Here is a 25,020-nt window from a genome sequence, read left to right on the forward strand (position 1 = left end):
AAGTCATAAAAAGCTTTAATTTATACTAGTATCAAAAATTGCTTGAGATGTTTTATCTTGAATGCTAGCCAGTACAGAGGCACTAATGTAACATCCAAAGACTAGAACAGTAACCAAACAAAGAGATGGGAGGCGCAAAATCTAACCTGCAAGTATTTTCTTAAACCGTTCATCTCCTCGAATTAAATCAAAGTCAGAATTAGTTTTTGCTAACTCTCGATGTTGTTCACCTCTTAATTTAATTGCCTGTGTCAAACTTTCAATAGCTAAATCACGATCGTTTTTTAAGGCATGACAACGGGCTTTATGGCACCAAGCCCAATGAAATTCAGGCTGAAGTTCTAAGGCTCTCTCATAAGAAGCGATCGCTTCATCATGTCGTTGTAGTTTTCTAAATGAATTACCGCATCCAAACCAAGCTATATAGTTATCTGATTGGATAGCAATTGCTTTTTGATAGGATAATAACGCTTTTGAATAACGCCCTAATCTTCTCAGTGCCCAACCGTGATTTATCCAAGCAAGAAAAGAGTTAGGTTCTCTTTGAATAACTTGTTCATAGCAGGCTAATGAATCTTCATATCGACCTTCAAAAAATAAAGCATCTCCTTGTTTGAGATAATCATTAGCAGTAAAAAATAAATGAGTATTTCCAGCCTTGAGTATTTCTAGCTGTGTTGTTAATTCTTGGATTTTTTGCTGAATTTCTGGGTGAACATAATCTTGTGTTAATGATGGGGAAGGTGTTAATCCAGAAAGTTGCTGAAGAATTAGCTCTTTTTGGTTTTGAGCATCTAAAAATAGATTATTTAATTGGGATAATTGCCCTAAAAAGTCGGACTTTAATATTTCTAGTTCTTGCTTAAAATCTTCTGTTTGTTTTTTTACCTCTGCCGCGACTTCTTTTTCTAGTTGTGTTTTAACTTCTGTCTCTAATTGTTGCTTTGTTTCAGTTACTAATTCGCTAACTACACTACGACGTAGCAACCAAACACCAGCCGCCGCTAAGATTGGCAAAAAAGTTAATACGATTAGCAAAATGTTGAGTAAAGTTGTGCTATGACCAAAAGCCCGATCTACTTCAGATTGAACGCGATCGCGTATTTCTTTCTCTTGTTGTAGTTTTTCTAGTTGCTTTTGCTGCTGAGTTGAAATTGTCGGATTGGGCAAGTCAGTTGGCTTTGGTTGGGCGGTAGCAACATTGGCAGATAGTAAGAGAAGTGAGAACGCTAACCCTACCCGATTCTTGATTTTCATGAAACTCTATTAAGTGTTAACACAGAACCCATAGTTATATACACAACTAAATTCCTGAGTTCCATATTTACACTACTTGAAAACTAAAGCTAAGACTTGCCCAATTATTTACATCCCAGATATATGAGTCAACTGCTGTGCCGTTCATCTCCGTTTTCAGGGGACTGGCGTTATGCAAGTCTTGTAGCAAGGCTTGTGCAACGTCTAAAGGATTTAACAATAGGCCAATCGTCCGTTGTTCGGCTGTGGAATATTTAGCAGTATTCAAGGCGGCGAGAGTTTCGCTAAAGGGTGTAGTACTAAAAATCAGTTGTTGTTCGCACTCAGAAGCTGGCCCTGAAATCATCCATTGGGAAGCAGTATTTTGGGGTAGGGTGAGGCTTTCACCTGGGGCGATGACGATTTCTTGGAGGATAGGTTTGGTGTCCGTAGTGTTTGGTTCCTGGGGAGTTTCCCAAGAGTAGAAGGCAACTGCTGTATGATTATTGTTTAATCCCAGCAAGATTAAATATACTGGGCGATCGCTCTGATTTTCCACTCGATATTGCATTCGACTACCGATAGGCACAATGGGAGTGGGGAGAGACGCAATTAATCGCGTCTGTGCTGATTTTTGAATCGAAGTTTCAGTTTTGAAACCTCGTACTGTTTCGCGCTGCATAACGACACGAGGCGATATATTATTAATTATTTCTAAGGTTGCCTTAAGAGCCAAGCGGGAAGAACCTTGATTTTCTGTGAGTCGCCATAACTTGGCTGCTAGCAAAGTTGATAATTTTGGCGCTAACCTTTGGACTGTTGATTTTACTGCTTCTCCTACTTCGCCTGTGGTATTGGAAATTAATTCGCCACCAAGAGAAAATAGACCATAACGACTAGGAGTTTCCTGTAGCTTGGCAAATACATAATCAGCTGGTTTTTCACCTGCAACTACGGTAGATACATGGGAAAATCCCGCAAAGGCGCTTGTAGCGTCTACCCGCTCAATTCTTTCTAATCCAGTATCGAAAGCTATTGTTAAATTAATATTTCGGGGTAAAACTCGGACTGCTTCTTGGACGAGTTGCCCGATTTGTAGGGGATTTGCACCTTCAATTTTGGAAATTTGGGCTTTTGCTTTTAATCCAGTACGCGATCGCAATACTAATTGCTCTTTTGTCTGTAGGGTAAATCTAGAATTCACTCCGTAGTATAGCAGCACTTGTGGCGGTAATCCTCCTAACCACAGATGCACAGTTTTACCGTCTTGTTCAATATCACTCACTGCGCCTTCTGCACCAATGATACCGTCTGGCTGTAGAGACGTTATATCTGGATTTTTCTGACTACTTAATAACGTTGGTTGCTGTTTACTACCTAATTTATATAGAGAATTTTCCACTTGGGAAAGGGCGACTTGAATTTTGGTGGCTGGCGTGAATTCCCACAAATACTGCGTCAAGGCATAGGTGAATAACCCAGCACTAAAACCAGAAAAAAGACCTTCTCTTGCTGGCTGCTTTGGTTCTGAGGTAGCTGCTAAAACAATCGGAGTGTTGGATTTCTGAGTTTGAAGTTGTTTGAGAAAGTCGAGTTCTTCTGTTGCTAGCTTTGCTACCGACTCCTGAAGGGCGCGAGTTTTTAATCCTATTACTGTGTTAGGAGCATCATAGCTAGTATCCAATACTGCTGTTACTCGGTCTGTGGAGAGCGATCGCAATAATAGCAGTAGAGTTTCTTCTAATATATAGTTGACTATTTTGTCATCTTGTGGATTTTGAATCACATTTGTCGGCACCAAAGCATTTTGCATTGTATCTGGCGATGTTTCCAATTTGACACGAGTGCCATAACCACTAAAGTGGAAAAAAGTTATATCACCAGGTTTAGCTTGTTTGCCCAGATGATCCGCAAAAGCCGCCTCAATGAATTCCCTGCTGGCTTGTTCCTCAGTTAAGGTTAGAATATCTGACCCTTGAAAACCAAAGCGGTTAATCAAAAGTTCTCTTTGCAGTTCTACATCTGTGAGACAACCACTGAGGTTTTGGATTTTGGAGTATTGGTTAATACCTATTAACAATGCCAACTTGCGCGAGTTGGGTTGTGCCAAAGCCTGATAATAGCGATTTCCTAAAGTCAACCACTCAGCTTCCGTTACTCCCAATACCGCGAGTATTGAGCCAATTTTATGTAAAAACGTGCGGCGTTTCATAATTAGCTATCAGCCCTAAGCCCATTAGCTAGCAGCTTACAGGGCTGAACTCTGTATTGTAAAGTTACAAAAGTGTGGGGAGCGGAGGGGCAGGGGGCAAGGGAGCAGGGGGAGAATTCGCAACTCCTAACTCTTCACTCCTCACTCAGCACGGGCTAAACGCCCTGCTACCGCTAACGGAACTGTTTTGCCCAATCCCCAATTCCCTAAACAGGTACTTCTATTCGCATTGCCCGTGCCAACTCTGCTGCTACCTCTGGACGAGAAAATTCTGGTGGAGGTAACTCGCCGCGCCGCAACATTTCCCTAACTTTTGTCCCCGATAGATGAATGCGTTCTTCTGGCCTGCTGGGACTGGTTTTAGATGTTGCCATCTGCTTAGTGCGGGTGCAGTAGAAAGCGTGTTCAAATTTCATCGGCACAATGCCCAATTCACCTGGGGCAAATTCATCAAAGATATACTGTGCATCATAAGTGCCGTAATAGTCACCGACACCAGCATGATCTCGTCCGACGATGAAGTGAGTACAGCCGTAGTTTTTACGGACTAAAGCATGGAATATTGCCTCACGAGGCCCAGCGTAGCGCATTGCAGCTGGATTAATTGCCAAACTTACTCTGTCTAATGGGTAGTAATGTTCCAGCAAAATTTCATAGCAGCGCATCCGCACATCAGCGGCAATATCATCTTCTTTTGTTGCCCCGACTAATGGGTGCAAAAATAGACCATCAACAATTTCTAAAGCGCACTTTTGAATATATTCGTGGGCGCGGTGGATGGGGTTGCGAGTTTGGAAACCAACGATTGTTTTCCAACCCTTATCTTTAAATAATTGCCGTGAGGCAGCTGGATCTATTTGATAACTGGGAAACTGGGGATGAGGTTCGCGCTGCAACAGCCAAATATCACCCGCCAGATGTACAGTACCTTGGTTATAGAGTACCTGCACGCCTGGATGTTTGATATCATCAGTGCGGTAGACATTAATGGCTTCACGGGTTTTGTCGTAGTTATATTTTTGCGTGAGTTGCAAAACTGCAATAAATTCACCTCTGGAGTTATCCAGACGAATTAAGCCACCTTCTTGCAAGGGGGAAGCTACTTCTTCAGTGACTGATAGTGTAACCGGGATTGACCACACAAGACCGTTAGCTAATCGCATTTCTGTCACAGTGCGATCATAGTCTTCTTGGTTCATAAAACCCGTGAGTGGACTAAAAGCACCGATCGCAATCATTTCTACATCCGAAACGGCGCGATCGTCAAGTTGCACTCGTGGCAAAAAGTCAGCTTTTGAGAGAAACTCTGCTCTTTGTTCTGGTGTAGCGATACGGTTAACCAACTGTCCACCGTGCGGGGCTATGGCATCTGGATTGTGACTCAACGTAATCCCCTCTTTGTATTAACTGTTATTGTTTCAGATTATGTACTAACTTATCAAAATGCTGGTACTGAGAAAAAAAAGAGTTTAGGGAATGGAGAAAAATTGTTGCAACTAGCCTCTTAACGATCTGATTAGGTTACGCTAAAGCTAATCCCGGCTCAAGTTTCAGAATAGTTCCTTTATAAGGAAAATGCTTATGACTGCTGTATCTCCCGTTGTTAAACCTGTTAGCCAAATGCGGCTAGCACCTGGTAGTACAGTGTCTATTCAAGATGTAAGCTGGAAGGAATTTGAGTCTATTTTGCAAGAATTGGGGGAAAAGCGATCGCTACGAGTTGCTTACAGCAAGTCTACGTTAGAAATTATGGTTCCTCTACCCGAACACGAAAAATCAAAGGACTTAATTTCGGATATTATAAAAATCTTGTTGAAAATTGCAGAGAAAAGTTATGAACCCTTCGGTTCAACCACCTTCAAGCGAGAAAATATAGCGGGGGGAGAACCAGATGCTTGCTTCTACATCCAGAATTATCAGAGAATGATTGGTCGTCGCAAACTAGAACCAAACGATCCGCCTCCTGATTTGGCAATTGAAACAGATGTAACATCAAAAACCACACTTGATGCTTACGAAGCGATCGCAGTTCTAGAACTATGGATTTACGATAGTAAAAATCTGAGGATTTATTTACTTAGGGATGGACATTACATCGAATCAGATAACAGTCCTAACTTTCCAAATATCCCTCTAACTCAAATTATTGCCGCTACGGTTGAACGCGCTTGGCAAGTAGGAACTGTGCAAGCTTTGAAAGAGTTTGAAGAGGCCATTGATAGAAAGAATTTTTGATTTTATTCGGTAATTTTAGGGCTTAAAGCTATTAATCTATATTCTAAAACTATTTTGTAAGCATCTAAGAAGTGTTTTTCAAGTGGTCTATCAGATTTTTTATGCTCACGGATTATTGATTGCAAGTCACTATCACTCAAATAGTTGATAAATATCAGCCAAGCTAGTAAATGAGGTGTGGTCTGTACCATTTTACTATCCATACTCTTAGCAGCTTCTATTCTAGCTCCTCTATCGTCTGTGATAAAAGCTTGACGGGTCTTCTTTGCAAAAACGATAGATGCAAGTTCTCCTTTATCTTTTTTCTTTCTTACCTGAAGAACTTCTACATCTTGAAGGTCTTCAATAGTTAAATGATAATATTTGAATTTTCCATTTTCGTATTCCTGACGAAAACGATTTTGCAATTCTATTTCTGCCTGCTTGGGATTTTTACGTGGCTTGTATAGGCACTCATAATAAACAAAATATGTACAACAGAATAGGCATCCAGCATTGTTTGCTGTTATATACAAAAGTTTAGAGGAAAGAATATTCCAAATAGCACAAGTATCTATAACATTATATTTATGAAAATTTGATGGATCAATTCCCATACCTAATAGTTCTCCCGTAGATACTTGCTATTTCTGTTAATTCATGTTTGCTAACTAAAAGCATTTCCGCTACTCGACCTGCTGAAATAAAACCCTGTTCATATACGTCAAAGCAAAGCCCAACATAGAAATTTGACAAACCTATTTTTAGTAGCTCCTGCCGACGTTGACGAGAGCCTAATGAAAGACTTTCAGGCAGTTCTGGATCAACTTTTAAACGTTTTGGGACTCTCACTGCTTTGATTTGTCTTTCCACATCTTCAGATATAAAATTGGCGCTTTTTAAAGCATTAGCGAAAGCTTCTGTACTGACCTTAAGTTTACTTGCCCATTCAATAGCTTTTTCAGAAGTCCAAACTCGACAATCTGGAATGTTCTCTAGAAATTCTGGTGGCATTAAATAATCGGCTGCAAAGTTATTAGCTCTCACTTCAACATCTTTCTTTTTGTCTGTTTTCAAAGAAATGACAAATTCCCGATCATCATCCAAAATCCCATGAGCCGATTCATGAGCAGTTGTAAATCTCTGCCGATAAACATCTTCACTATAGTTAACTAATATACACTTGCCTGCTATAGGGTGTTTGATGAATAAACCAGAGATGTTTGAGTTACCCAACTGGCGACGAAAAATATGAAACCCCAAAGATCGAAAATCTTCATAAATATTCATGGGGACTTCATTAGAGGCATACCCTAAATATTTTCTGAGCGCCTTTGCCGCTTCTTTTCCTTGTCCTCTATAATTGTTACCTCTCTTAAGAAAGCTAAAAGTGCTATAAGTATTAGTTTGAATCAGTTTCAACAAAAACTCTTCACACTCACACAAGAATAAGAATTCTTGTACTGCCCATCGATCTTCTTTTGAAAATTCTTCTCCATATCTTCGGAACAAAGTTTCTGTCTGATCAAACGAAGCTACTCGCTCGTTAGAAATAAAAAACTGGTAATCACACAGGTAATAGTCAGCAAATATCAAAACTTCATCACCAGTTGGTTGCCTTTCCCCATTTTCCAGAGCAGCCAAAATGTTTTCAGGGATGCCTGTGGCTGTTGTGACTTCTACAAGAGACTTTTCAAATTGCTCTCGGCATCTTCTGAGTTTGGAGCTAAATAAGGCAAGGTCAAAAGACATAGCACAGACAGCCTTTGATCTTTAAGTTGTAACATTCTTTACTGAATTTCTACACGGAATAGTGCGGTAAATCATAGAACGACTATCGTAAGAGATATAAAGTCAAAGGTCAATTTCTACGTAGTATTAGCAATAAAATACCCCTCCTCATTTATGAGAAGGGGTGGTTTTGGCAGAAGCCAAAATGGGAGTGGGATTCAACTAAACTGTTCAATAATTCCGCCACCTAACACTTTCTCGCCGTCATACCACACCGCCGCTTGTCCGGGGGTGATGCTGATTTGGGGTTCATCAAACACCAAACGCACACGGGAGTTTTCCAACGGAATCACCGTTACTGGTGTAGGCGTTGAACGATAGCGAATTTGTACTTCGGCATGAATTGGGGTGGATGGTTCAGCAATGGAAACCCAGTTTACCCGATTTACAGTGCATTCTGGTTGAGTTACCTTAGTGCGATCGCCAACTACTACTTTATTATTTTCTGCATCTAATTCAATCACATACAACGGTTCAGCAGCAGCAATTCCCAAACCTTTGCGCTGGCCAATGGTGTAATGATGGACACCATCATGCTGTCCTAAAACTTTACCTGTGGTATCGACAATATCGCCTGTTTTGGGAGCTAAATATTTATCTAAAAATGCCCGCATGGAACCGTTACTTTCCACTAAGCATAAGTCTTGACTTTCTGGCTTATCAGCAGTTTTCAGTCCGTATTCAGTTGCAATGCGGCGGGTGTCAGTTTTTTCTAGTTCGCCGAGAGGAAATATAGTTGCTGCAAGTAAATCTTGAGACAAATCATAGAGAAAATATGACTGGTCTTTGTTGCGGTCAATAGCTCTTAATAACTGGTAACGTCCAGTTGCTTCGTCATAGCTAATTCGGGCATAATGACCAGTGGCGATGCGATCGCATCCCAATTTTTCACGAGCATACTGCACCATTGGCCCAAACTTCACCGTTTTATTGCATTGTGAGCAAGGCAAAGGCGTGATTCCAGCACTGTAACCAGTCACGAGGTAATCGATAATATGGGTTTGAAAGACATCCCGAATATCCACAACTTCATGGGGAACACCCAGTTGTTCACAGAGATCAGCCGCGTCGATCATACCTTCAGAGCAACATTGACCTTTGCCTTTCATTAGCCAAAGAGTCAAACCAATCACTTCATAGCCCTGATGGTGCAGGATAGCTGCGGCGGTGGAACTGTCAACGCCACCAGAAAGACCAACGACGACTTTTTTCATACAAAACACGACACGATAGCTGCGTGGTTGTCCAATTGTAGCACACACTCTTGAAAGCCTTACTACCAAAGCACTTCGGTTTTTAAGTCACGACTTTTAAGCCGTGGGTTTCCCCTGTTCCCTGTTCCCTATTCCCTATTCCCTCTGAAAGATGTATTTTTTGCCACGCAGATGAGCTAATTTTCCGTTAACGCTATATAGTTGCTACAACGGTGAACTATTAGTTCCTGATGAAAATTGCCTAAAAATACTTTGACTACTTTCTAAGTACTATGTCGAGAGGAATACCAAGTAAATTTACCCGATTTCAGATGCTGCGCCGAAGTTCTGAGGGTTGGAAGCCTAGTATCCGATTTCTCCCCCTGTTAGTAGGAGGATGGTTAGTGCTGATTCCTGACTATGCCCCAGCACAAGCACAAATCCACAACAGTATGCTACTGGCTCAACAAGGAGGTGAAGCTTTACCACCACCGCCAATTCCCTTTGGTCAACAGCCATCACCGCAGTTACAACCAGCAGAACTAGTGGAGGACAATCAATCCGATCTCAACTTTCAACCGCCGCAACCATTACAAAATAATCAATCGGATCTCAACTTTCAACCGCCGCAACCATTACAGAATAATCAATCCGGTCAGAACTTTCAGCCCCCGCAACCTACACAGTTTAGTCAATATAACCAGAACTTTGAGCGCTACTTAGTTTACGTAGATAGTAGTGATTTCCAGACGCTACAAGCAATCCGCCAGATTGAACCCAGTGCTTACATTCGCCAGTACCAAGGAAGGAATGTTATTCAGTCAGGTGTTTTTAACAGAGTATCTAACGCTCAACAACGGGTGAATGAGTTACAGTCACGGGGAATATATAGCGCTCGGATTATCAGCTTTGGTAACGGACAGGAAATAGATTTAGGTAATAGAGGCTTTGTAGGGGAACGCAGCAATATAAATCCTCCCAAGCAAGCCTCTAGATATTATGTCGTTATTCCGACTACTCAAGAACAGTTATCTGCGACAGCAGACCAAATTAGGCAGAATCTAGCCCGATTTAGTCAAGATTTAGGACGATCTGGCGCAGTCCTCGAAAGGACACAACCACGAGGGCCACACGTAGCAGTAGGGCCTTTCGCCGATCGATTCCAAGCTGAGGAATGGAATAAGTATCTGCGAAATATAGGATACCGAAATGCCAGGGTTTTCTACGGTAAATGAAGAAGTTAGGAGTCCATCGATTTTAGATTTTGAATTTTGAATTGAAGAACAAATCTAAAATTTAAAATCCAACATTGATAGACTCTCTACTTCTCCAATTCTTAACGCAGGGATTCAATAATTACCGCTATTGTAATTAAACACAAGAGGATAATTCCCACAGGAAGCAAAAACTGTTGTAACAGGTACAGCAGTATAGGTATGATTTGTAAGATACCTAAACCAATGGATAGGACGTAAGCGATCGCAATTCCAAACAGCACTAACAAGAAATATTTCAAAGACTTAGAAGCAAAGCGAAAGAGAAGTGTATCTTGATTGGTGTCCATAATTTTACTCACGAAAGTAGCTGATTTTTAGCAGTGAATATTCTTTTTGATTTCCCATTTCTCATTTACAAAATCAGAAATGGGAAATCATACCCAGTACGAAGATTAGTTTTACACGTGGATATTTCCTTGATGGGGTGAGTTATTCAAAGACTGTTGTTGCCTTTGTGGATTGCTTTGCTTTTCGTAATTAACTAATAGTTGGAACGAAATAAACAAGCCCAACAACAGCAGCAAAAACGAGCTGAAGCTAGAAGAATACTTATTTATTTCTCGCTCAACACCACATTTTAGGCAAACATATCTATTGGGATTACGTGTATCTTGGGCAAAAGGGCACTGATTCTGATTGCAATCATGATGACAATCTCTGTCTAACATCATTGAACCTCCTGTAGGATAAAGACTTACACACTTAGTTGTAAATAAGCTCTACAGAATCTAGTTAGTTAATACCCACTGCTGTTTAGTAGACCCCACTTTCATGAGTCATTGATATAGGACGGCAACAAATAACATCTGTGATTTACTAAGGTTGCAGTAGTCGCGCTGGTAAAATCTATCCTCAACCACCTTATTATTGGCGCTTAACTTAACTTCGCCTGTATTACTTACAAGAGTAATACAGTCCATAATGCTTTGCAGTCGGATAAAGTAAGCTTACTACCCAGTAGGAAAAAGTTTTTTTGTAGTATAGAGGGTAGGAATAAGTAGTAAAAGTATGGTTATAATGAATTACAAATGATACATCAAGTTAGCAAATGGGTGTAGAAGAGGCCTTAGAGTTTGTAGATAACTTGGTTTTTCTCCAGACGGGAGAACATCTAGATAAAACTCAAAGGATTATCTTGCGTAATTTGTGGGAGGATGAAAAGCGGACTTACCAGCATATTGCCAACAGCCGTGGTTATACAGAAGCGCATTTAAAAGCAGTTGGTGCAGAACTCTGGCATTTACTCTCCAAAGTGCTAGGAGCGAAAGTCTCCAAATCTACCTTCCAAGGCGTAGTTCAGGGATTTAGAACAAACCAACAGACGCAAAAAGCTTCTCAGATTCCAAATCTAGCGACGAATGGGACTAAACCCCAAGATTTAGATTCTAACTTTGTCGGGCGCGATCGCCAAATAGCCGAACTCCACACCTTATTCAGTCGGGGAGAAAAAGTTATACTCATCCAGGGTGAAGGTGGTGTTGGCAAAACAAGATTAGCACGCAAATATTTTAAAAGTCAAAAATTTAATTTTGTTCTAGAACTGTGGATGGCCACAGAAATCCAAAACCTTACTCCTGTAGAAAGTGTAGTTGAAGAATGGCTACGGCGATACTTTAACGAAGAACCGGGAGGAGATTTTGGTATCAGCCTAGAACGACTACGGCGCAAACTCCGAGAACAAACTTCTAAAATTGGGGTATTTATCGATAATCTAGAAACTGCTCTCGATAAAAATGGGAAGTTCCTAGAATATCGTCGCCCTTATGTTGAGCTATTGAGAGTATTAGCAGACTCTGATGTGCATTCAGTTACTTTAGTCACAAGTCGTGAGCGTTTACGGGAGTCTAGCGTAGAGGTTTATCTCTACCCACTCGAAGGTTTAGATGATGAAGCATGGCGAGAATTTTTCAGCAGTTGCCACATCAATTGTGATTGTACTATTCTCAGTGAAATGTGCAGAGCTTATGGAGGTAACGCCAAAGCAATGCAAATTCTCCGAGGAGCAATATTGACAGATTTTTCTGGTGACATCCATTCATATTGGCAGGATAACTGTACAGATTTATTAATAGAAAGAGAATTAAAAGATTTAGTCGCCAGTCAATTTACTCGTCTCCAAGAAAATGACTTAGAAGCTTATCGTCTCCTTTGTCGTTTAGGATGCTATCGTTATCAAGATATTCCTTCATTAGCTATCGAGGGAGTTTTATGTTTGCTTTGGGATGTACCAGCCCAAAAACGTCGAGGTGTAATTAAAGCTCTACAAGATTTGTCTTTGATAGAAGCAAAAAAAGGACAATATTGGCTGCATCCAGTAATTCGTGATGAAGCGATTAGTCGGTTAAGGTTAGTCAGTGAAGAATGGGAATTAGTAAACCGAAAAGCCGCAGAGTTTTGGACAAAGCAAGTTGCAATAGTCAAAAATATCACAGATGCTTTGACTGCTTTAGAAGCTTATTATCACTATGTAGAAATTAGTGATTTTGAGCAAGCTGGTGATGTAATTTTACAAGGGCGAGGTAAACAGTGGAGTATTGGTTTGCCTTTGGGTTGCTCATTTTACCAACTGGGACTACTCCAGAAAAATTTCTCGGTCATTAAGCGGATAATAGATGATATAAAATCGCCAGAGAGACTAATTAGACTTTACAATATACTTGGTTATACATATCGAATTATTGGTTGTGTCAGAGAAGCTATAGAATGTTATGAGAAATCAGGAAAAGTCTTAGGCAAATTAGATGTCAAGCAAACAGAAATTTCTATTTTGTTTAATACAGGGCTTTGCAAACTTGAGTTATGGGAAATAGAAGCAGCTGAAGATTGTTTCAATTCTGTTTGTAGCCTTGCTGAACATAATAGCAACCTTGATGATTATATGACTTATGCTCAGTGCTGTCTAGCTTTGATAAAATCACGTTCTGGTAGCAGAGAAGATGCTTTCCATCTTGCTGAAGTTGCCTTTTCTAGTATGTCATTATCAACTAGAGTGACTTTATGGGGAATAGGACATAGTTTAGTTACTCTCTGTTTAACTTATAAGAATTTAGTTAATCTGAAAAAATCTTTTGAATTGTGCCAACGAGCTATATTTCATTCCGAAGAAAATAACTTTACCCAAATAAAGGCTAAGGCTATAAGTTGTCTGGCCGAACTTTTTCGAGAACAGGAAGAATTTACCAGAGCAATTTTTCATCATTCAGAAGCAATAGAAGTTCTTGATAAAATTGGCGCTAAATCAGACTTAGCCGAGGCTTATTATCAGTTGGCATTAACTCATAAAAAAATGGGTGGAATTAATCAAAGTAAGGAAAATTTTTTACTGGCGATCGCACTTTTTAACGAAATGCAAGCACCAAGGCAAGTTGAGAAGGTTCAAATAGCAATGGATTGTTTTGAAAAATAGGCAATAATACTCGATTTTACTGCTTATTGCTGTTTTTTCATTTACGTAGGAAGTGTTTGGAGTGACAGGTTTGGCGATAACGGGGGAATTTATGGAGCGATCGCTCCTAAAGAGGTCTGTTGTCTCCATAATATATATACAGGGAGTGTGATAATTAGAGGTTTTTATGTCCCTAACGCTTGAAGACTTTGAAAAAATGCAGCAACAGCACCCTGATTATCGTATGGAACTAGTCAAGGGTAATATTATTGTCATGAGTCCATCAGGATATGAATCAGATGAAGTCGCAGCTGCCATGATTGCCAAGTTACATAACTGGGTTAGACCGCGCAAACTGGGACGAACAGCAGCTTCTAGCGCTGGTTTCAGATTGCCAAATTCAGATTTACGCGCACCGGATGCCTCATTTGTTTTAGCCGAACGCTTGCGTCGCAGTCCGAAGTCTTTTGCTCAATTGGCTCCTGATTTGACTGTCGAGGTGAAGTCCCCTAGTGATAATTTGGAGGATTTGAGAGCCAAAATTCAAGAATTTCTGAGTTTGGGAACTAAGGTAGGAATTTTGCTCAATCCAGATGAGCGGATTGTTGAAGTTTACAACCTTGGACAAGAAGCAATAATACTTCGTGATGGCGATATTTTAACAGTTCCCGATTTGCTACCAGGATGGGAAGTACCAATTGCTGATTTGTGGCCTTTAGAGTTTGATTAGGATATTAGTAAAAAGTGCTACGAAGGTGATGGCTAAAACTAAAAGTTATGGGTTGCTATATAATCCTTTAACCTTCAGGAGTTTAAAAACTACCGAATAGGGAAGTATTTGGGAATTGAAAAGCTTCCGGTCATTTTCTGCAAGATGATATCGCTCTGGGGTAATTCTTGGTTCTTCAAATTCGTCTACAGAAAAACCTGCTGCCTTGAAGACTTTCCAGTAATCGGAAAGAGGGCGGTGAAACCAGATAAATGGTGTTGTAAAATGCTTCCAAGGTTCGTCGTTGTGTTGTGTCCTTTCAAAGTAAGAAGAGGCCCAACTATAAGAAACTGTCCCATCCTCATTTACAGTAGTCGATTTGCCTTGGGGAAAGCAAGGATGTGAGAAGACAAGGATTGCAATACCACTAGGCTTAAGAACACGATTGAATACCCTTATTGCTCCTTCTAGATCAAGCAAATCCATGAGAACATAATTTGAGACTATCAGATCAAATTGCTCATCTGGAAGCGACTTTAGTTCAGTGCATGAATCCAAATGAAAATCTATATCTAGATTATTTTGGTTAGCTCTAAATTTGGCAATTTCTATCATCTGAGGTGAAAAATCTATACCAGTTACACTGGCCCCTTTTAGACAAAGCTGGCGCGCTAGATATCCTGTACCACAACCAGCATCGAGGACAGACAATCCTGCAACGTTACCAGCGAAACTCCATAGTACTGGATCTGAATTCAAAATTCGATTACTGTCACCATCATCGCCAACTTGAATATCCCAGTCTCTAGCTCTATTGTCCCAAAGTTCAAGTATTTCTTGCTCGTCAAATTTTGTCATGATTTCTTCATTCATGTCTTCCTCCTGAAAAGAATTACTTAAGAGAACTAAATTATTTTCACATAGATATCTGCTGAACTTTATGCTTTATGGTACTGTGGTGCTGCATTTAATACCTAGCTAAATTGGGAGAGTAAACTTTTGATAGGCAAAATTTTGGTTAGTGGCGGTAAAGGATAAAACTATCAAAATTTGGCAACTGCCATAGTGATTTAGTTCCTCATCAACTGAGTAACGGTAGAATATACCTAATTTATAATCTTCATAGCTTCAAAAGCCTAACCATGACGATGCTTCCTACACTCCAACGTGCATTTACTAACCGCCGCGTTTTGAAAGTGATTAGCGGGTTGAATAATTTTGACGCTGCTAGCGTTGCTGCTACTGTCAAAGCTGCTGAATTTGGCGGTGCTACTTTTGTTGATATTGCCGCCGATCGCGCTTTGGTACAATTAGCTAAAACTTTGACAAAATTACCAATTTGCGTATCAGCAGTAGAACCAGAAAAATTTCTGCAAGCTGTAGCAGCTGGTGCTGATTTAATTGAAATCGGGAATTTCGATTCCTTCTATGCTCAAGGTCGCCGCTTTGAGGCTCCAGAAGTGCTAGCGCTGACTAAGCAAACCCGCGCTCTTTTCCCAGAAATCACCTTATCTGTCACCGTTCCCCACATTTTGGAACTAGATCAGCAGGTGCAGTTAGCAGAAGAACTGGTGAAAGCTGGAGCAGATATTATCCAAACCGAAGGCGGTACTAGCAGTAACCCAGTTCACCCTGGAACTTTAGGATTAATTGAAAAAGCTGCTCCCACCTTGGCAGCAGCTTTTGAGATTTCCCGTGTGGTGTCAGTGCCAGTATTGTGTGCTTCAGGCATTTCTAACGTTACAGCACCATTAGCGATCGCAGCTGGTGCAGCTGGTGTTGGTGTTGGTTCCGCCATCAACCAACTCAATAGCGAAATAGCAATGATTGCTGCTGTACGTGGCTTAGTAGAAGCTTTGGCGACTGCAAGAGTGCTGAGTGCTGAGTGCTGAGTGCTGAGTGATAAGTAGGGAGTGGGGAGTGTTGAGTAGTAAATATGGAAATTTCCTATTCCCTATTCCCAATTCCCTATTCCCAAACAATCCTTCAACGCATAAATAACTTGGTCTTGCTGGTGCTGTGTCAATTCTGGGAACATGGGCAAAGCTATGACTTCATGGCAAGCTTGCTCTGCTATTGGTAAGTCCCCAATTTGATAGCCTAGATTTTGATACACTGGCTGCAAATGTAAAGGATAGGGGTAATAAATCATTGAACTTACGCCCTGTTCTTGTAATTGATTACGCACCCAATCTCGATATTTGGCGCTAGAACCATTCCGCCCTTCACCTGAGATGCGAACAGTGTATTGATTCCATACCCCAATACCCCCAGGTAATTCTTGAGGCGGGACGATTCCCGGAATTTGGCTAAGGAACTGATAGTAATAGTTGGCGATATCTCGGCGGCGATCATTCCAAGTATCTAAATAACGCAGCTTAATCTGCAATATGGCTGCTTGGAGAGCATCCAAGCGGCTATTTACACCAATTTCCTCGTGTAAATATCTAACTTTACTACCATGCTCCCGGAGTATTCGCAGTTTAGTAGCGATCGCAGGATCATTAGTCGTTATTGCTCCGCCATCGCCGCATCCACCAAGATTTTTGGTAGGGTAGAAACTAAAGCAACCAATATGTCCAATACTTCCTACTTTTTCATCAGCCCACATTGCGCCTGTAGACTGAGCGCAATCTTCAATTATTGACAAATTGTGAGATTGAGCGATCGCCATCAATGATGTCATATCCACAGGTTGTCCAAAAAGGTGAACCGGGATAATCGCTTTAGTTTTAGGTGTAATCGCTGCTGCTACTTGCTCCACATCCAAATTAAAGGTAGTAGCGTCAATGTCAACGAAAACAGGTTTTGCACCAACGGCGCTAATTACTTCAGATGTCGCAATAAAGGTGAAAGGCGTTGTAATCACTTCATCGCCTGCACCAATTTCCAAGACTCGTAACGCTAAGTAGAGCGCATCAGTACCAGAATTACAAGCCACACATTGAGTAACAGTATTATAAGTAGCAAATTGTTGCTCAAAGTTTTCAACTAGGGGGCCGCCAATATAGCGGCCAGAAGCCAGAATCTCTAAAACGGCTGCACTTACTTCTGCTTCGATGGTGGTGTATTGCTGCTTGATATCAAAGGCAGGGATGGGATTTACACTTTGGATCATGAGTTCTCATTTTATCGGGAGATACAAAGGATGCACTTCGAGAGTCAATTTTTGCTAATTGAATTGTTAATCAAAAAGGAGCAACTAAAAGACTATCGCCTAAGATACGCATCTATTAGGGTTTTTACTTAAATTGTGGCGCGGTAGACTACCGCACATTTAATTTACAGATAGTAGACATACTAGGAGTTTGCCATGTTAAGGTTGTACCATTTTTTAATTTTGAATTGATGAAGGTGATATATATCAACCAAGATCCAACACATCGGATCAAAGTTCCAGGTGTGTAAGCTGCTTTGAGAAGAAAATACTAGGAGATAGAAAACCCATGCAGGATATGATTAAGCTGGATTTCGTGGATTTAGCTATTGCTGTGGGATTGATGGCGATCGCCATTGGTTTATCTGCCTGGGAAAAATTAGGATTAGAGTTGAACCTAGCCCTAGCTACTGGGAGAACCATCTTACAACTTCTTGTATTGGGATACATTTTAGATTTCATCTTGGCTTTAGACAATGCTTGGGCAGTTTTGGCGCTATTAGCAATAATGCTGACAATTACGGCGATTGTCGCACGAAATCGCATCAGCCAAAAAATTCCTTATTTGTTGCCTTTGGTGTGGGGTGCAATTTTAATTAGTACCGTCCTGACAGTGTTTTACACCAACTTCTTGATTATTCAACCAGACAGATGGTATGAACCACAGTATATAATTCCCTTAGTAGGGATAGTTTTAGGCAATGCTACCAATGCAGCTGCGATCGCAGGCGAACGTCTTGTCAGCACCATTAATTCCAGTCATATCGAAATAGAAACCCACTTGAGCTTAGGTGCAACGCCCCAGCAAGCAGTTAGCCAGTATCGCAAAGATGCCATCAGAGCCGGATTGATCCCTACTCTCAATCAAATGATTCTCATCGGGATGGTCGCAATACCAGGAATCACCACCGGACAGTTACTAGCTGGTGTGAAACCTCTCGATGCTGTATCTTACGAGATTTTAATTATCTTTATGGTTGCTCTCGCTAACTTGTTGACAACAATTTTGCTTACTAGGGGGTTGTGTCGTCAATTTTTCAATTCCGCCGCGCAGTTAGTGAGTTAAACAAGTTTACAATTACGAGCCAAGGAAGCTGATACCCAAATCAATAATGGGACTAGTACCGCAAGGCGGAATTAAAAATTAAAAATTAAAAATTAAAAATGAATGGGGCATAAGGGTTTCGTTGATTTGGAATGATTGGTTTATTTCCGCCGTGTTGTACTAGTGGTCTGTCTCATTAAATTTGAGAGACAAGAGAACGAACCGCAAAGGACGCAAAGAGCGCGTACCCCTACGGGGAAGCAAGCTACGCGCAGCGTCTCACAGAGAAGTTAAGAGATAAGGAAGAGAAATTTAAAAACTAGATTCACCTAACAAAATTAATACGATAGACCACTAGCCCTTTCAAAGTGACTGGTAAAATCTCTTTTTTCTCTCTGCGCTCTCTGCGCCTCTGCGGTTTAAAAATGATTTTTCGGCGTTGCTTGCGGTGTCAAAGCACTTGTAATATCTACTAAAAAACTTTTAATTTTAATCCCATCGGACTAATTTACAGAAGAATATCTAATCTCCTAGAAATTACATATTCCTCCGATCGCATGAGTACAGAACTCTGTAATCTTGGCACACTGGTATCGTAGAAGTTAAAAATTGAATGGCTTCTAGAAGTGTCGGAGGTAAATATGAAACGAATTTTTTTGACGGCAGCAGCCTTACTCAGCACGCTATCTTTAGCTGCGCCTATTCCCGTCAAAGCAGAAAACTCCGCCCCTGTCAAGCGCTTGCTGGAAACTAGAGAATGTTTGGGATGTAACTTAGCAGGAGCAAACCTCAAAGGCGCTCATTTGATAGGTGTTGACCTCAGAAATGCAAATTTAAAAGGGGCTAATCTCGAAGGTGCTAATTTAGAAGGTGCTGATTTAACTGGTGCAAATTTGAAATCTGCTAATCTCACTGAAGCATTCGTTAGCGATACTATCTTAAATAATGCCAATCTGACCAATGTTAATTTGAGTAATTCCCGTTTATATAATACTGACGTAGATGGCGCAGTTTTGGCTAATATTGATTTAAGCGGTGCTGATGTATTTAACACTGCCATTAGCGTCGGTGGTGAATATTAATGGTGAGTCATGATTTTAAAGTGATGAGTTAAGAGTTATATTGAACTCCTAACTCTGCACTTTTCAAGCTTTATTCACCAGTAATTGACAGTTCATTAACCCAGATTTTCGGGCAAACTCCCCCTGGGGTTAACTCAGGTTCTTTTTCTACATAAATAATTGACTTTAAGAGTTCCAAGAAATCGCCAGCAACAGTTGCTGACTCAATACTAGTCCTGACACCCTTATTAACTAGCCAACCATCAAACGGCAGAGAAAAGGAACCTTGCAAAGATTTAACTCCTGCATGGAGAGCTTGTAAATCATCAATAAAAATCACATTTTCAGCAGTGTCTAAACTTAGCTCTTCTTTAGGAGTTGCTGTTGTAAAAACGTGATAAAAATTTGGACTAACGCTGACTTTTGCACCAATACTGGCATTACCTGTTGGCTGGGTATTCAACCTTTTAGCAGTGCCTGCACTGTGGAGAAAGCTTGTTAAAACGCCATTTTCAATCAGCGAAATCTGCCGAGTCGGAGTTCCTTCACCATCAAAAGTTTCTGCTCCTACGTTAGCTGGGTGCAGTGCATCGTCAAAAACTGAAAGTAGAGGAGAAGCAATTTGCTTACCTAAATCATCAGGAGTAGATAAGCTTTGATTATCCAAAATACTTTGAGCATTGAACAAGTTAGAAAAAGCACCCAACAGACTTAAAAAAGCTTCTGCTGAGAAAACAACTCGATATTTACCAGTCTTGATTTTTTCATAATTCAAGTGGCTAATAGTTTTATCGGCAGTTTCTTTGATGCAACCATTGATGTCTAGATTATCTAAACTTTGGTTGATTCTAAAAGCACCTGCACTGCGAGGTTTTTTTCCTTCTTCTTCAGTTTTGCTATAAAGATAAACTGATGCTAAAGAATGAGATTCAGTTCTGACTGCGCCGTCGCTATTTAGATAGAATCTGTCAATATCTCTTTGTGATAAACCATTATAAGGCACACCTTTAATTGCTGGATGAGCCGCAAGTAATTCTTTTTCAGCTACCAACAATCTTTCTATGAGTGCAGCAACAGGTGCTTGGGGTGTCTTATCTTGGGCTTTATTTGGAATAGGAACAGTAGCTTCGGGGCTAAAATCAGGAACATTTTCTTTAACACCAAAGAAACTAGCTTCATAAGCAGTTTTCAAAGCTAATTCCAGTCCCTTGGAATCTACATCTGTGGTGCTGGTGACACCCATTGTATTATCTTCATTCCAGACACGAACAGTAACACCAGAGCGATTTGAAGCTTTAACCTGTTTTGGCTCGCCTTGGTCTACTTGCACGCTAGTATCATCTACTGTTGAGCCATAAATGTCAAATTTTTTAATACCAAGCTTTTCGGCATTGTCCTTGGCAGAGTTTGCAATCTCATTGATATTTGGCATAGTCAATTTTGGATTTTAGATTTGAGATTTTGGATTGGCAGCGATTCTATTTTTAAGATTTAGATTTTGGATGTTATTGCTTATATTTCTCTCGAATAATTCTGATTGAAGTAACAGTCCAACAATTTGTTCTTTTAGATTTTAGATTTAACCTACGGAATTATCCGAGAGCTTGAGCCTTTTGGATTTTGAATATTCCAATCCAAAATCCAAAATCGTTCGACTGAGCAGAGTCGAATTCCAAAATCTAAAATTCTTATCGTCCACCGACGGTAATAGAATCAACCTTAATGTGGGGTTGTCCGACTGTGGTGTAAATGCTGCCACTGACAGAGCCACAAAAACCTGGTGCAATTTCCAAATCTTGGGAACACATAGAAATTTTATTCATAATTTCCTTAGCTTCACCAATTAAAATTGCTCCCTTTAGCGGTTTAGTGATTTTGCCATTTTCAATCAAATAAGCTTCATCAACACTAAAGTTAAATTGACCTGTAGCACCAACACTACCACCACCCATTTTCTTACAGTAAATACCTTTATCAACCGAGGCAAATAAATCATCAGTGCTATATTCGCCAGAATCAATATAAGTATTACGCATCCGGCTAGCAGCAGCATAGGTATAATTTTGGCGGCGGCCACTTCCAGTTCTGGGGTGTCCGGTGCGTGCAGAACCTGTTCTATCTGCTAAGAAATTTTTGAGAACGCCTTTTTCAATTAATAAGGTTCTTTGAGCAGGCATACCTTCGTCATCCATGTCAATTGTCCCGAAGGCATTTTCAGAGCGCCCTTCGTCCCAGGCTGTCAAACTTTCGTGGGCAATTTTTTCGCCTTTTTTGTCAGCAAAGGGAGTGGTATTGCGTTCAATTTGAGTGGTTTCGAGTAAGTGTCCGCAGGCTTCATGGAAGATTACGCCGCCAAAGTGATTGGCCATAATAATCGGGTAAGTACCCGACTCTACGTAATCGGCGTAGAGCATTTTGCCGGCAGATTCTGCTATTTTTTCGGCGGCTTGTTGGGAATCCCAAGTTCTCAAGAAATTGGCATCGCTAGTATTACCCGCGCGATCGCCAATTGAGGTACGATTAGCACCATCAGCACACAATAGGTTAAATCCTACTGACTGAGTGAGGCGAATATCACGGGCAAAAGTTCCGTCACTGGCGGCGATTAAGACTTCTTGCCAATCCCGAAAATAGGTAGCACGGCGTGATTGGACGTGGCTAGCTTTTTGCTTCAGGTGAGCAGTCCCATCAAGGAGGACTTCTCCCATTTCGCGGATAGAGCTACACACTGGTAGCCAGGCATCTTTACCTCTTTTGGTAGCGTAATCTCTCAGTAGTTCCAGGTTAATTTCGGGGATGAAAGCTTTAGGAGCAGGTAATTGCAATCCCAGGATAGACAGACCTTTTTCTAAAGCTGCTTTCAAACCGGAAAACGAAAGGTCATTAGTGCTGACGTAGCAATCGGCTTTGCCACGAAATACTCTGACTCCCGCACCTGTAGACAGACTTGGTGAAATACTAGTGATGGAATCCTCTTCTGCAAGACAACTAATATAGTTGCGACGTTCTAAAAATAATTCGATGAAGTCAGCGCCTGCGGCGCGTCCTAATCCCAGGAGGGTAGCCAGGGGGGCTTCCCAGGTTTCATCGAAACGCTCTGGTGTAGAGGAATATTGTAAGGTGGGAAGTTGATTCGAGAGAAGTAGCGTACTTGTAAGCATGGGTAGCCTCGTCTGCTGGCGTAATTCAGAGATTTGACTGAAAAATCCTGGTGTGTTCACTCTAGCAAATTTACTCAACTACCATCTTGACCAATTCTTTGAAAAGTAGTGTGGATTTCCCTAACGCTACTTCAAAAGGGTTGCCAATAAAAAAGCCCGCCTTTGCGGACTGAGATTTTGAAAATTCCCACCATTGAGGATGATGGCGGAAAATAAGATGCACCTAATATTGTGTATTTAACTAGTACTCTTCTCAATGAAGGGAGTCACGAGCTAGGAAATGCTCTAACTTTGGTAAGAATAAAGAAATTTCCTGACGAATAACTCCTACTAAATATGCAATCTTATTTTCCGCAAAGGCTTAATTTAATCCAGACTATCACTCTTAGCTTTATTTCCGATTTGCCATTTTCAGTGGAATTCTTGCCGTTTGTTGCTCATTAAAAGTCTGACTTAAATTGGAAGTCTGTCCTGTAGATAATAGATTCTTAAACAAGAGCTTCAGTGTGCGAGTAATAGTTTTCAAAATTTTCATTTTGCTCGCAGTTGGCTTTTGGTCATATCTCAAAACCATTGGAATTTCTGCGATTTTTGGTCTGAGTACTTTGGCTTTCAATAGTAAATCTATCATGCAAGCAAATCCACTTTCAGTAAATAGATTTTCACCATAATACATATCTAATTTACTAACAAAATTACGGTTATATAGCCTATAGCCACAAGTATAATCTCTTACACCAGGTACACGGGCTGCGATTCTAAACAGCCAGCTAGCTCCGTAACTCATTATCTCTCTAAATTTTGATAAACCTATGACTTTAGAGCCTTTTCGGTATCTAGATGCGATCGCAATATCATAGCTACCAGCTATCATAGTGTCATACATCTTTATTAAGAGTTCTGGTGGTTGAGTGTCGTCACAATCCATTGCGGCTAAAAAATCGCCTTCTTGAGAAATTTCTAAAAAAGTCCTGAAACCTGTTTTAATTGCTTCACCTAAACCAGCATTCTTGGGATGCTGAACTAAGTTAAGTAATACCCCCAGTGATTGAGATTCTTCTAAAGCAGTCTGAGCAGTTGCATCACGACTACCATCATCAACAAGAATCAGTTTTATCTCCATATTAGAGATTTGTTGCAATGTCTGAAACCTTTTGAACAAGGGGCGAATTGATTCTTGCTCGTTGTATGCAGGTAAAAGAACAAAAAGACTCATAAAGACTCCTGTAATTTTTAAAATAAAATCCAATTAATCAAATTTCAAGAATTCAGCAATGTTGATTTCTTGAGAAATTCATCGACCTGTCGCACAACTGCGTTGTTGTTGACGCTATCATTGACCAACTGCGAGGTATTGACGACGAAAAAATCTTCGTTTTCAGTACTCACTTTTGGAACAAGGCTGGAATAATCTAAAACTTGTAGTGGCTGCACTTTTATAGCTCGATTTATATGTGCTGCTACAATGTCATCTGATTTGAGTTCTGGGAACATCAAACGTATACCCTGAAAAAATACTTGGCGCAATTCATCATCGGGCTGTTTTAGCAACGGGTCAGTTGAAAGGATATATTTTGGTAGAAATGTGATATGATATCCTGCTGTTTCTTGCAAAGAAACTAAGTTGCTCATACCGATGACTCCGGTAAAAGGAATAGTTCTATCGGCGATATTTACGACGTAATAAGGAACTAAAGCTTTGCGAGTAATCAATACCATGCAGATTACACCCAGGTATTCTACTGTTTCACCAGTGTCGGAAACTTTTATCAGTTCATCGGCAGCAACTTGTTGCAAAATATTAACTGGGCCAGTAAAAATTACCTTATCAAAATGCTCCTTTTTACCTTGAAATTCTACCCACATTCCACCAGATGAATGAGGGGCTATATATTCTACTGCAACCCCTGTGTGAATATGACCTCCAGCCGCATAAATTAACTTTTCTATATGGTCAAAAACGGTTTTGTAACCGCCTGAAACATAACCAAGTTGTTCTTTATTTAATGAAGAATCACGTGCTGAAAATAGTCGTTTGATATAAGCCCAAATAAAAACTGCTGAGATTCTCTTATAGTTCTCTCCTAATTTTGATAAAAGTAAAGGTTTCCAGAGCTTTTCGTATGTGCTTTTACCACCGATTTTTAATAGCCAATCTTCCACTAAAATCTTCTCTAAGCGTCGCCAATCATTCAGACGTGAACCATAGAGGAGAGTAAAGGCTAATCTGATTTTACCTATAAGTCCAAATAGAGGAAAGCGAAGAAATTCTATAGTGTTACTGATAGAATAGAATTTTTTATTGTCATAAAATCCTGTTAAACTTCTATGCCAACGCAGTTTATCTCCCAGACCAATATCTCTGAGAAAATTTATTAGATGAGTATCAGAGGGTAGGATAACGTGATAAAAGCGATCCCAAGTAAACAACCCATAATCATGATAAGTGGTCAGTCCACCAAGCTGTTTGTTGCTATCGAAGACAGTTACTATATGTCCTTGATGTGCAAGACGTTGGGCTAATACGAGACCAGTTATGCCTCCGCCAATAATACCTATATTCATAAATTTAATTTATA

General features: G+C 40.4%; 20 protein-coding genes. 7 read left to right on the forward strand and 13 right to left on the reverse strand.

The features are described from left to right. Positions 1–141: 141 nt before the first annotated feature. From V7K69_RS30840 to sat, 3 genes are all read right to left on the reverse strand, one after another. Positions 142–1,257, reverse strand: coding sequence for a tetratricopeptide repeat protein (locus tag V7K69_RS30840; RefSeq protein WP_335041727.1), 1,116 nt, complete (start codon positions 1,255–1,257; stop codon positions 142–144). 67 nt (positions 1,258–1,324) lie between these two features. Continuing rightward, a complete protein-coding gene (locus V7K69_RS30845) occupies positions 1,325–3,448 on the reverse strand; it encodes a caspase family protein (protein ID WP_335041729.1) in 2,124 nt (707 codons plus the stop codon). 206 nt (positions 3,449–3,654) lie between these two features. Then, positions 3,655–4,833, reverse strand: a complete 1,179-nt coding sequence (gene sat / locus V7K69_RS30850) for a sulfate adenylyltransferase (protein ID WP_335041731.1) — start codon at positions 4,831–4,833, stop codon at positions 3,655–3,657. Positions 4,834–5,029: 196 nt separating this feature from the next. On the opposite strand from sat, the gene V7K69_RS30855 reads away from it, so the two are divergent. Next, complete coding sequence (locus V7K69_RS30855; RefSeq protein WP_335041733.1) at positions 5,030–5,683, forward strand: Uma2 family endonuclease; 654 nt, start codon at positions 5,030–5,032, stop codon at positions 5,681–5,683. A 2-nt stretch (positions 5,684–5,685) separates the two neighbouring features. On the opposite strand, the gene V7K69_RS30860 is transcribed toward V7K69_RS30855, so the two are convergent. From V7K69_RS30860 to mnmA, 3 genes are all read right to left on the reverse strand, one after another. Then, complete coding sequence (locus V7K69_RS30860; protein ID WP_335041735.1) at positions 5,686–6,279, reverse strand: hypothetical protein; 594 nt, start codon at positions 6,277–6,279, stop codon at positions 5,686–5,688. After that, positions 6,269–7,414: a helix-turn-helix domain-containing protein gene (locus V7K69_RS30865; RefSeq protein ID WP_335041737.1), complete on the reverse strand. Its 1,146-nt coding sequence runs from the start codon at positions 7,412–7,414 to the stop codon at positions 6,269–6,271. The genes V7K69_RS30860 and V7K69_RS30865 overlap by 11 nt, the downstream gene beginning before the upstream one ends. A gap of 197 nt (positions 7,415–7,611) precedes the next feature. After that, positions 7,612–8,667, reverse strand: a complete 1,056-nt coding sequence (gene mnmA, locus V7K69_RS30870) for a tRNA 2-thiouridine(34) synthase MnmA (RefSeq protein WP_335041740.1) — start codon at positions 8,665–8,667, stop codon at positions 7,612–7,614. Between the two features lie 272 nt (positions 8,668–8,939). Between mnmA and V7K69_RS30875 the strand changes: the two genes are divergently transcribed. Then, positions 8,940–9,881: a hypothetical protein gene (locus V7K69_RS30875; RefSeq protein WP_335041743.1), complete on the forward strand. Its 942-nt coding sequence runs from the start codon at positions 8,940–8,942 to the stop codon at positions 9,879–9,881. 101 nt (positions 9,882–9,982) lie between these two features. Here the strand turns inward: V7K69_RS30875 and V7K69_RS30880 are convergent, their stop codons facing one another. Continuing rightward, complete coding sequence (locus tag V7K69_RS30880) at positions 9,983–10,210, reverse strand: hypothetical protein (protein ID WP_114080475.1); 228 nt, start codon at positions 10,208–10,210, stop codon at positions 9,983–9,985. 761 nt (positions 10,211–10,971) lie between these two features. On the opposite strand from V7K69_RS30880, the gene V7K69_RS30885 reads away from it, so the two are divergent. Beyond that, complete coding sequence (locus V7K69_RS30885; protein WP_335041748.1) at positions 10,972–13,329, forward strand: ATP-binding protein; 2,358 nt, start codon at positions 10,972–10,974, stop codon at positions 13,327–13,329. A gap of 166 nt (positions 13,330–13,495) precedes the next feature. Next, positions 13,496–14,038: a Uma2 family endonuclease gene (locus V7K69_RS30890; protein WP_335041750.1), complete on the forward strand. Its 543-nt coding sequence runs from the start codon at positions 13,496–13,498 to the stop codon at positions 14,036–14,038. Between the two features lie 45 nt (positions 14,039–14,083). On the opposite strand, the gene V7K69_RS30895 is transcribed toward V7K69_RS30890, so the two are convergent. After that, positions 14,084–14,890 (reverse strand): class I SAM-dependent methyltransferase, encoded by an 807-nt coding sequence (locus tag V7K69_RS30895; RefSeq protein ID WP_335041752.1) that lies wholly within the window; start codon positions 14,888–14,890, stop codon positions 14,084–14,086. Between the two features lie 269 nt (positions 14,891–15,159). Between V7K69_RS30895 and V7K69_RS30900 the strand changes: the two genes are divergently transcribed. Continuing rightward, the gene (locus V7K69_RS30900; protein ID WP_335041754.1) at positions 15,160–15,909 is read left to right on the forward strand and encodes a DUF561 domain-containing protein; all 750 of its coding nucleotides are present in this window, start codon (positions 15,160–15,162) and stop codon (positions 15,907–15,909) included. Between the two features lie 62 nt (positions 15,910–15,971). Here V7K69_RS30900 and V7K69_RS30905 read toward each other — a convergent pair whose 3' ends face one another. Beyond that, positions 15,972–17,135, reverse strand: a complete 1,164-nt coding sequence (locus tag V7K69_RS30905; RefSeq protein ID WP_335041756.1) for a DegT/DnrJ/EryC1/StrS family aminotransferase — start codon at positions 17,133–17,135, stop codon at positions 15,972–15,974. 328 nt (positions 17,136–17,463) lie between these two features. On the opposite strand from V7K69_RS30905, the gene V7K69_RS30910 reads away from it, so the two are divergent. Beyond that, the gene (locus tag V7K69_RS30910) at positions 17,464–18,240 is read left to right on the forward strand and encodes an ABC transporter permease (protein WP_335041758.1); all 777 of its coding nucleotides are present in this window, start codon (positions 17,464–17,466) and stop codon (positions 18,238–18,240) included. 620 nt (positions 18,241–18,860) lie between these two features. Then, positions 18,861–19,301 carry a pentapeptide repeat-containing protein gene (locus V7K69_RS30915; RefSeq protein WP_335041760.1) on the forward strand — a complete coding sequence of 147 codons (441 nt, stop codon included), beginning with the start codon at positions 18,861–18,863 and terminating at the stop codon, positions 19,299–19,301. A 70-nt stretch (positions 19,302–19,371) separates the two neighbouring features. On the opposite strand, the gene V7K69_RS30920 is transcribed toward V7K69_RS30915, so the two are convergent. The 4 genes from V7K69_RS30920 to V7K69_RS30935 form a co-directional block, all read right to left on the reverse strand. Further along, positions 19,372–20,712 carry a TldD/PmbA family protein gene (locus V7K69_RS30920; RefSeq protein ID WP_335041762.1) on the reverse strand — a complete coding sequence of 447 codons (1,341 nt, stop codon included), beginning with the start codon at positions 20,710–20,712 and terminating at the stop codon, positions 19,372–19,374. 256 nt (positions 20,713–20,968) lie between these two features. After that, positions 20,969–22,441 carry a TldD/PmbA family protein gene (locus V7K69_RS30925; RefSeq protein WP_193949503.1) on the reverse strand — a complete coding sequence of 491 codons (1,473 nt, stop codon included), beginning with the start codon at positions 22,439–22,441 and terminating at the stop codon, positions 20,969–20,971. Between the two features lie 391 nt (positions 22,442–22,832). After that, entirely contained in the window at positions 22,833–23,657 is an 825-nt protein-coding gene (locus tag V7K69_RS30930) for a glycosyltransferase family 2 protein (RefSeq protein WP_335041765.1), read from the reverse strand. A 44-nt stretch (positions 23,658–23,701) separates the two neighbouring features. Next, on the reverse strand, positions 23,702–25,006 hold the full coding sequence (locus V7K69_RS30935; protein WP_335041768.1) for an NAD(P)/FAD-dependent oxidoreductase: 1,305 nt from the start codon (positions 25,004–25,006) through the stop codon (positions 23,702–23,704). Positions 25,007–25,020: the final 14 nt, after the last annotated feature.

It is taken from the genome of Nostoc sp., from assembly GCF_036917775.1.
Lineage (GTDB): Bacteria > Cyanobacteriota > Cyanobacteriia > Cyanobacteriales > Nostocaceae > Nostoc.

What these genes read in the sequence shown, in the direction of transcription:
- V7K69_RS30840 (WP_335041727.1), bottom strand. Translation starts at nt 1,257, where the DNA reads ATGAAAATCAAGAATCGGGTAGGGTTAGCGTTCTCACTTCTCTTACTA.
- V7K69_RS30845 (WP_335041729.1), bottom strand. Translation starts at nt 3,448, where the DNA reads ATGAAACGCCGCACGTTTTTACATAAAATTGGCTCAATACTCGCGGTA.
- V7K69_RS30855 (WP_335041733.1), top strand. Translation starts at nt 5,030, where the DNA reads ATGACTGCTGTATCTCCCGTTGTTAAACCTGTTAGCCAAATGCGGCTA.
- V7K69_RS30860 (WP_335041735.1), bottom strand. Translation starts at nt 6,279, where the DNA reads ATGGGAATTGATCCATCAAATTTTCATAAATATAATGTTATAGATACT.
- V7K69_RS30865 (WP_335041737.1), bottom strand. Translation starts at nt 7,414, where the DNA reads ATGTCTTTTGACCTTGCCTTATTTAGCTCCAAACTCAGAAGATGCCGA.
- mnmA (WP_335041740.1), bottom strand. Translation starts at nt 8,667, where the DNA reads ATGAAAAAAGTCGTCGTTGGTCTTTCTGGTGGCGTTGACAGTTCCACC.
- V7K69_RS30875 (WP_335041743.1), top strand. Translation starts at nt 8,940, where the DNA reads ATGTCGAGAGGAATACCAAGTAAATTTACCCGATTTCAGATGCTGCGC.
- V7K69_RS30880 (WP_114080475.1), bottom strand. Translation starts at nt 10,210, where the DNA reads ATGGACACCAATCAAGATACACTTCTCTTTCGCTTTGCTTCTAAGTCT.
- V7K69_RS30885 (WP_335041748.1), top strand. Translation starts at nt 10,972, where the DNA reads ATGGGTGTAGAAGAGGCCTTAGAGTTTGTAGATAACTTGGTTTTTCTC.
- V7K69_RS30890 (WP_335041750.1), top strand. Translation starts at nt 13,496, where the DNA reads ATGTCCCTAACGCTTGAAGACTTTGAAAAAATGCAGCAACAGCACCCT.
- V7K69_RS30895 (WP_335041752.1), bottom strand. Translation starts at nt 14,890, where the DNA reads ATGAATGAAGAAATCATGACAAAATTTGACGAGCAAGAAATACTTGAA.
- V7K69_RS30900 (WP_335041754.1), top strand. Translation starts at nt 15,160, where the DNA reads ATGACGATGCTTCCTACACTCCAACGTGCATTTACTAACCGCCGCGTT.
- V7K69_RS30905 (WP_335041756.1), bottom strand. Translation starts at nt 17,135, where the DNA reads ATGATCCAAAGTGTAAATCCCATCCCTGCCTTTGATATCAAGCAGCAA.
- V7K69_RS30910 (WP_335041758.1), top strand. Translation starts at nt 17,464, where the DNA reads ATGCAGGATATGATTAAGCTGGATTTCGTGGATTTAGCTATTGCTGTG.
- V7K69_RS30915 (WP_335041760.1), top strand. Translation starts at nt 18,861, where the DNA reads ATGAAACGAATTTTTTTGACGGCAGCAGCCTTACTCAGCACGCTATCT.
- V7K69_RS30920 (WP_335041762.1), bottom strand. Translation starts at nt 20,712, where the DNA reads ATGCCAAATATCAATGAGATTGCAAACTCTGCCAAGGACAATGCCGAA.
- V7K69_RS30925 (WP_193949503.1), bottom strand. Translation starts at nt 22,441, where the DNA reads ATGCTTACAAGTACGCTACTTCTCTCGAATCAACTTCCCACCTTACAA.
- V7K69_RS30930 (WP_335041765.1), bottom strand. Translation starts at nt 23,657, where the DNA reads ATGAGTCTTTTTGTTCTTTTACCTGCATACAACGAGCAAGAATCAATT.
- V7K69_RS30935 (WP_335041768.1), bottom strand. Translation starts at nt 25,006, where the DNA reads ATGAATATAGGTATTATTGGCGGAGGCATAACTGGTCTCGTATTAGCC.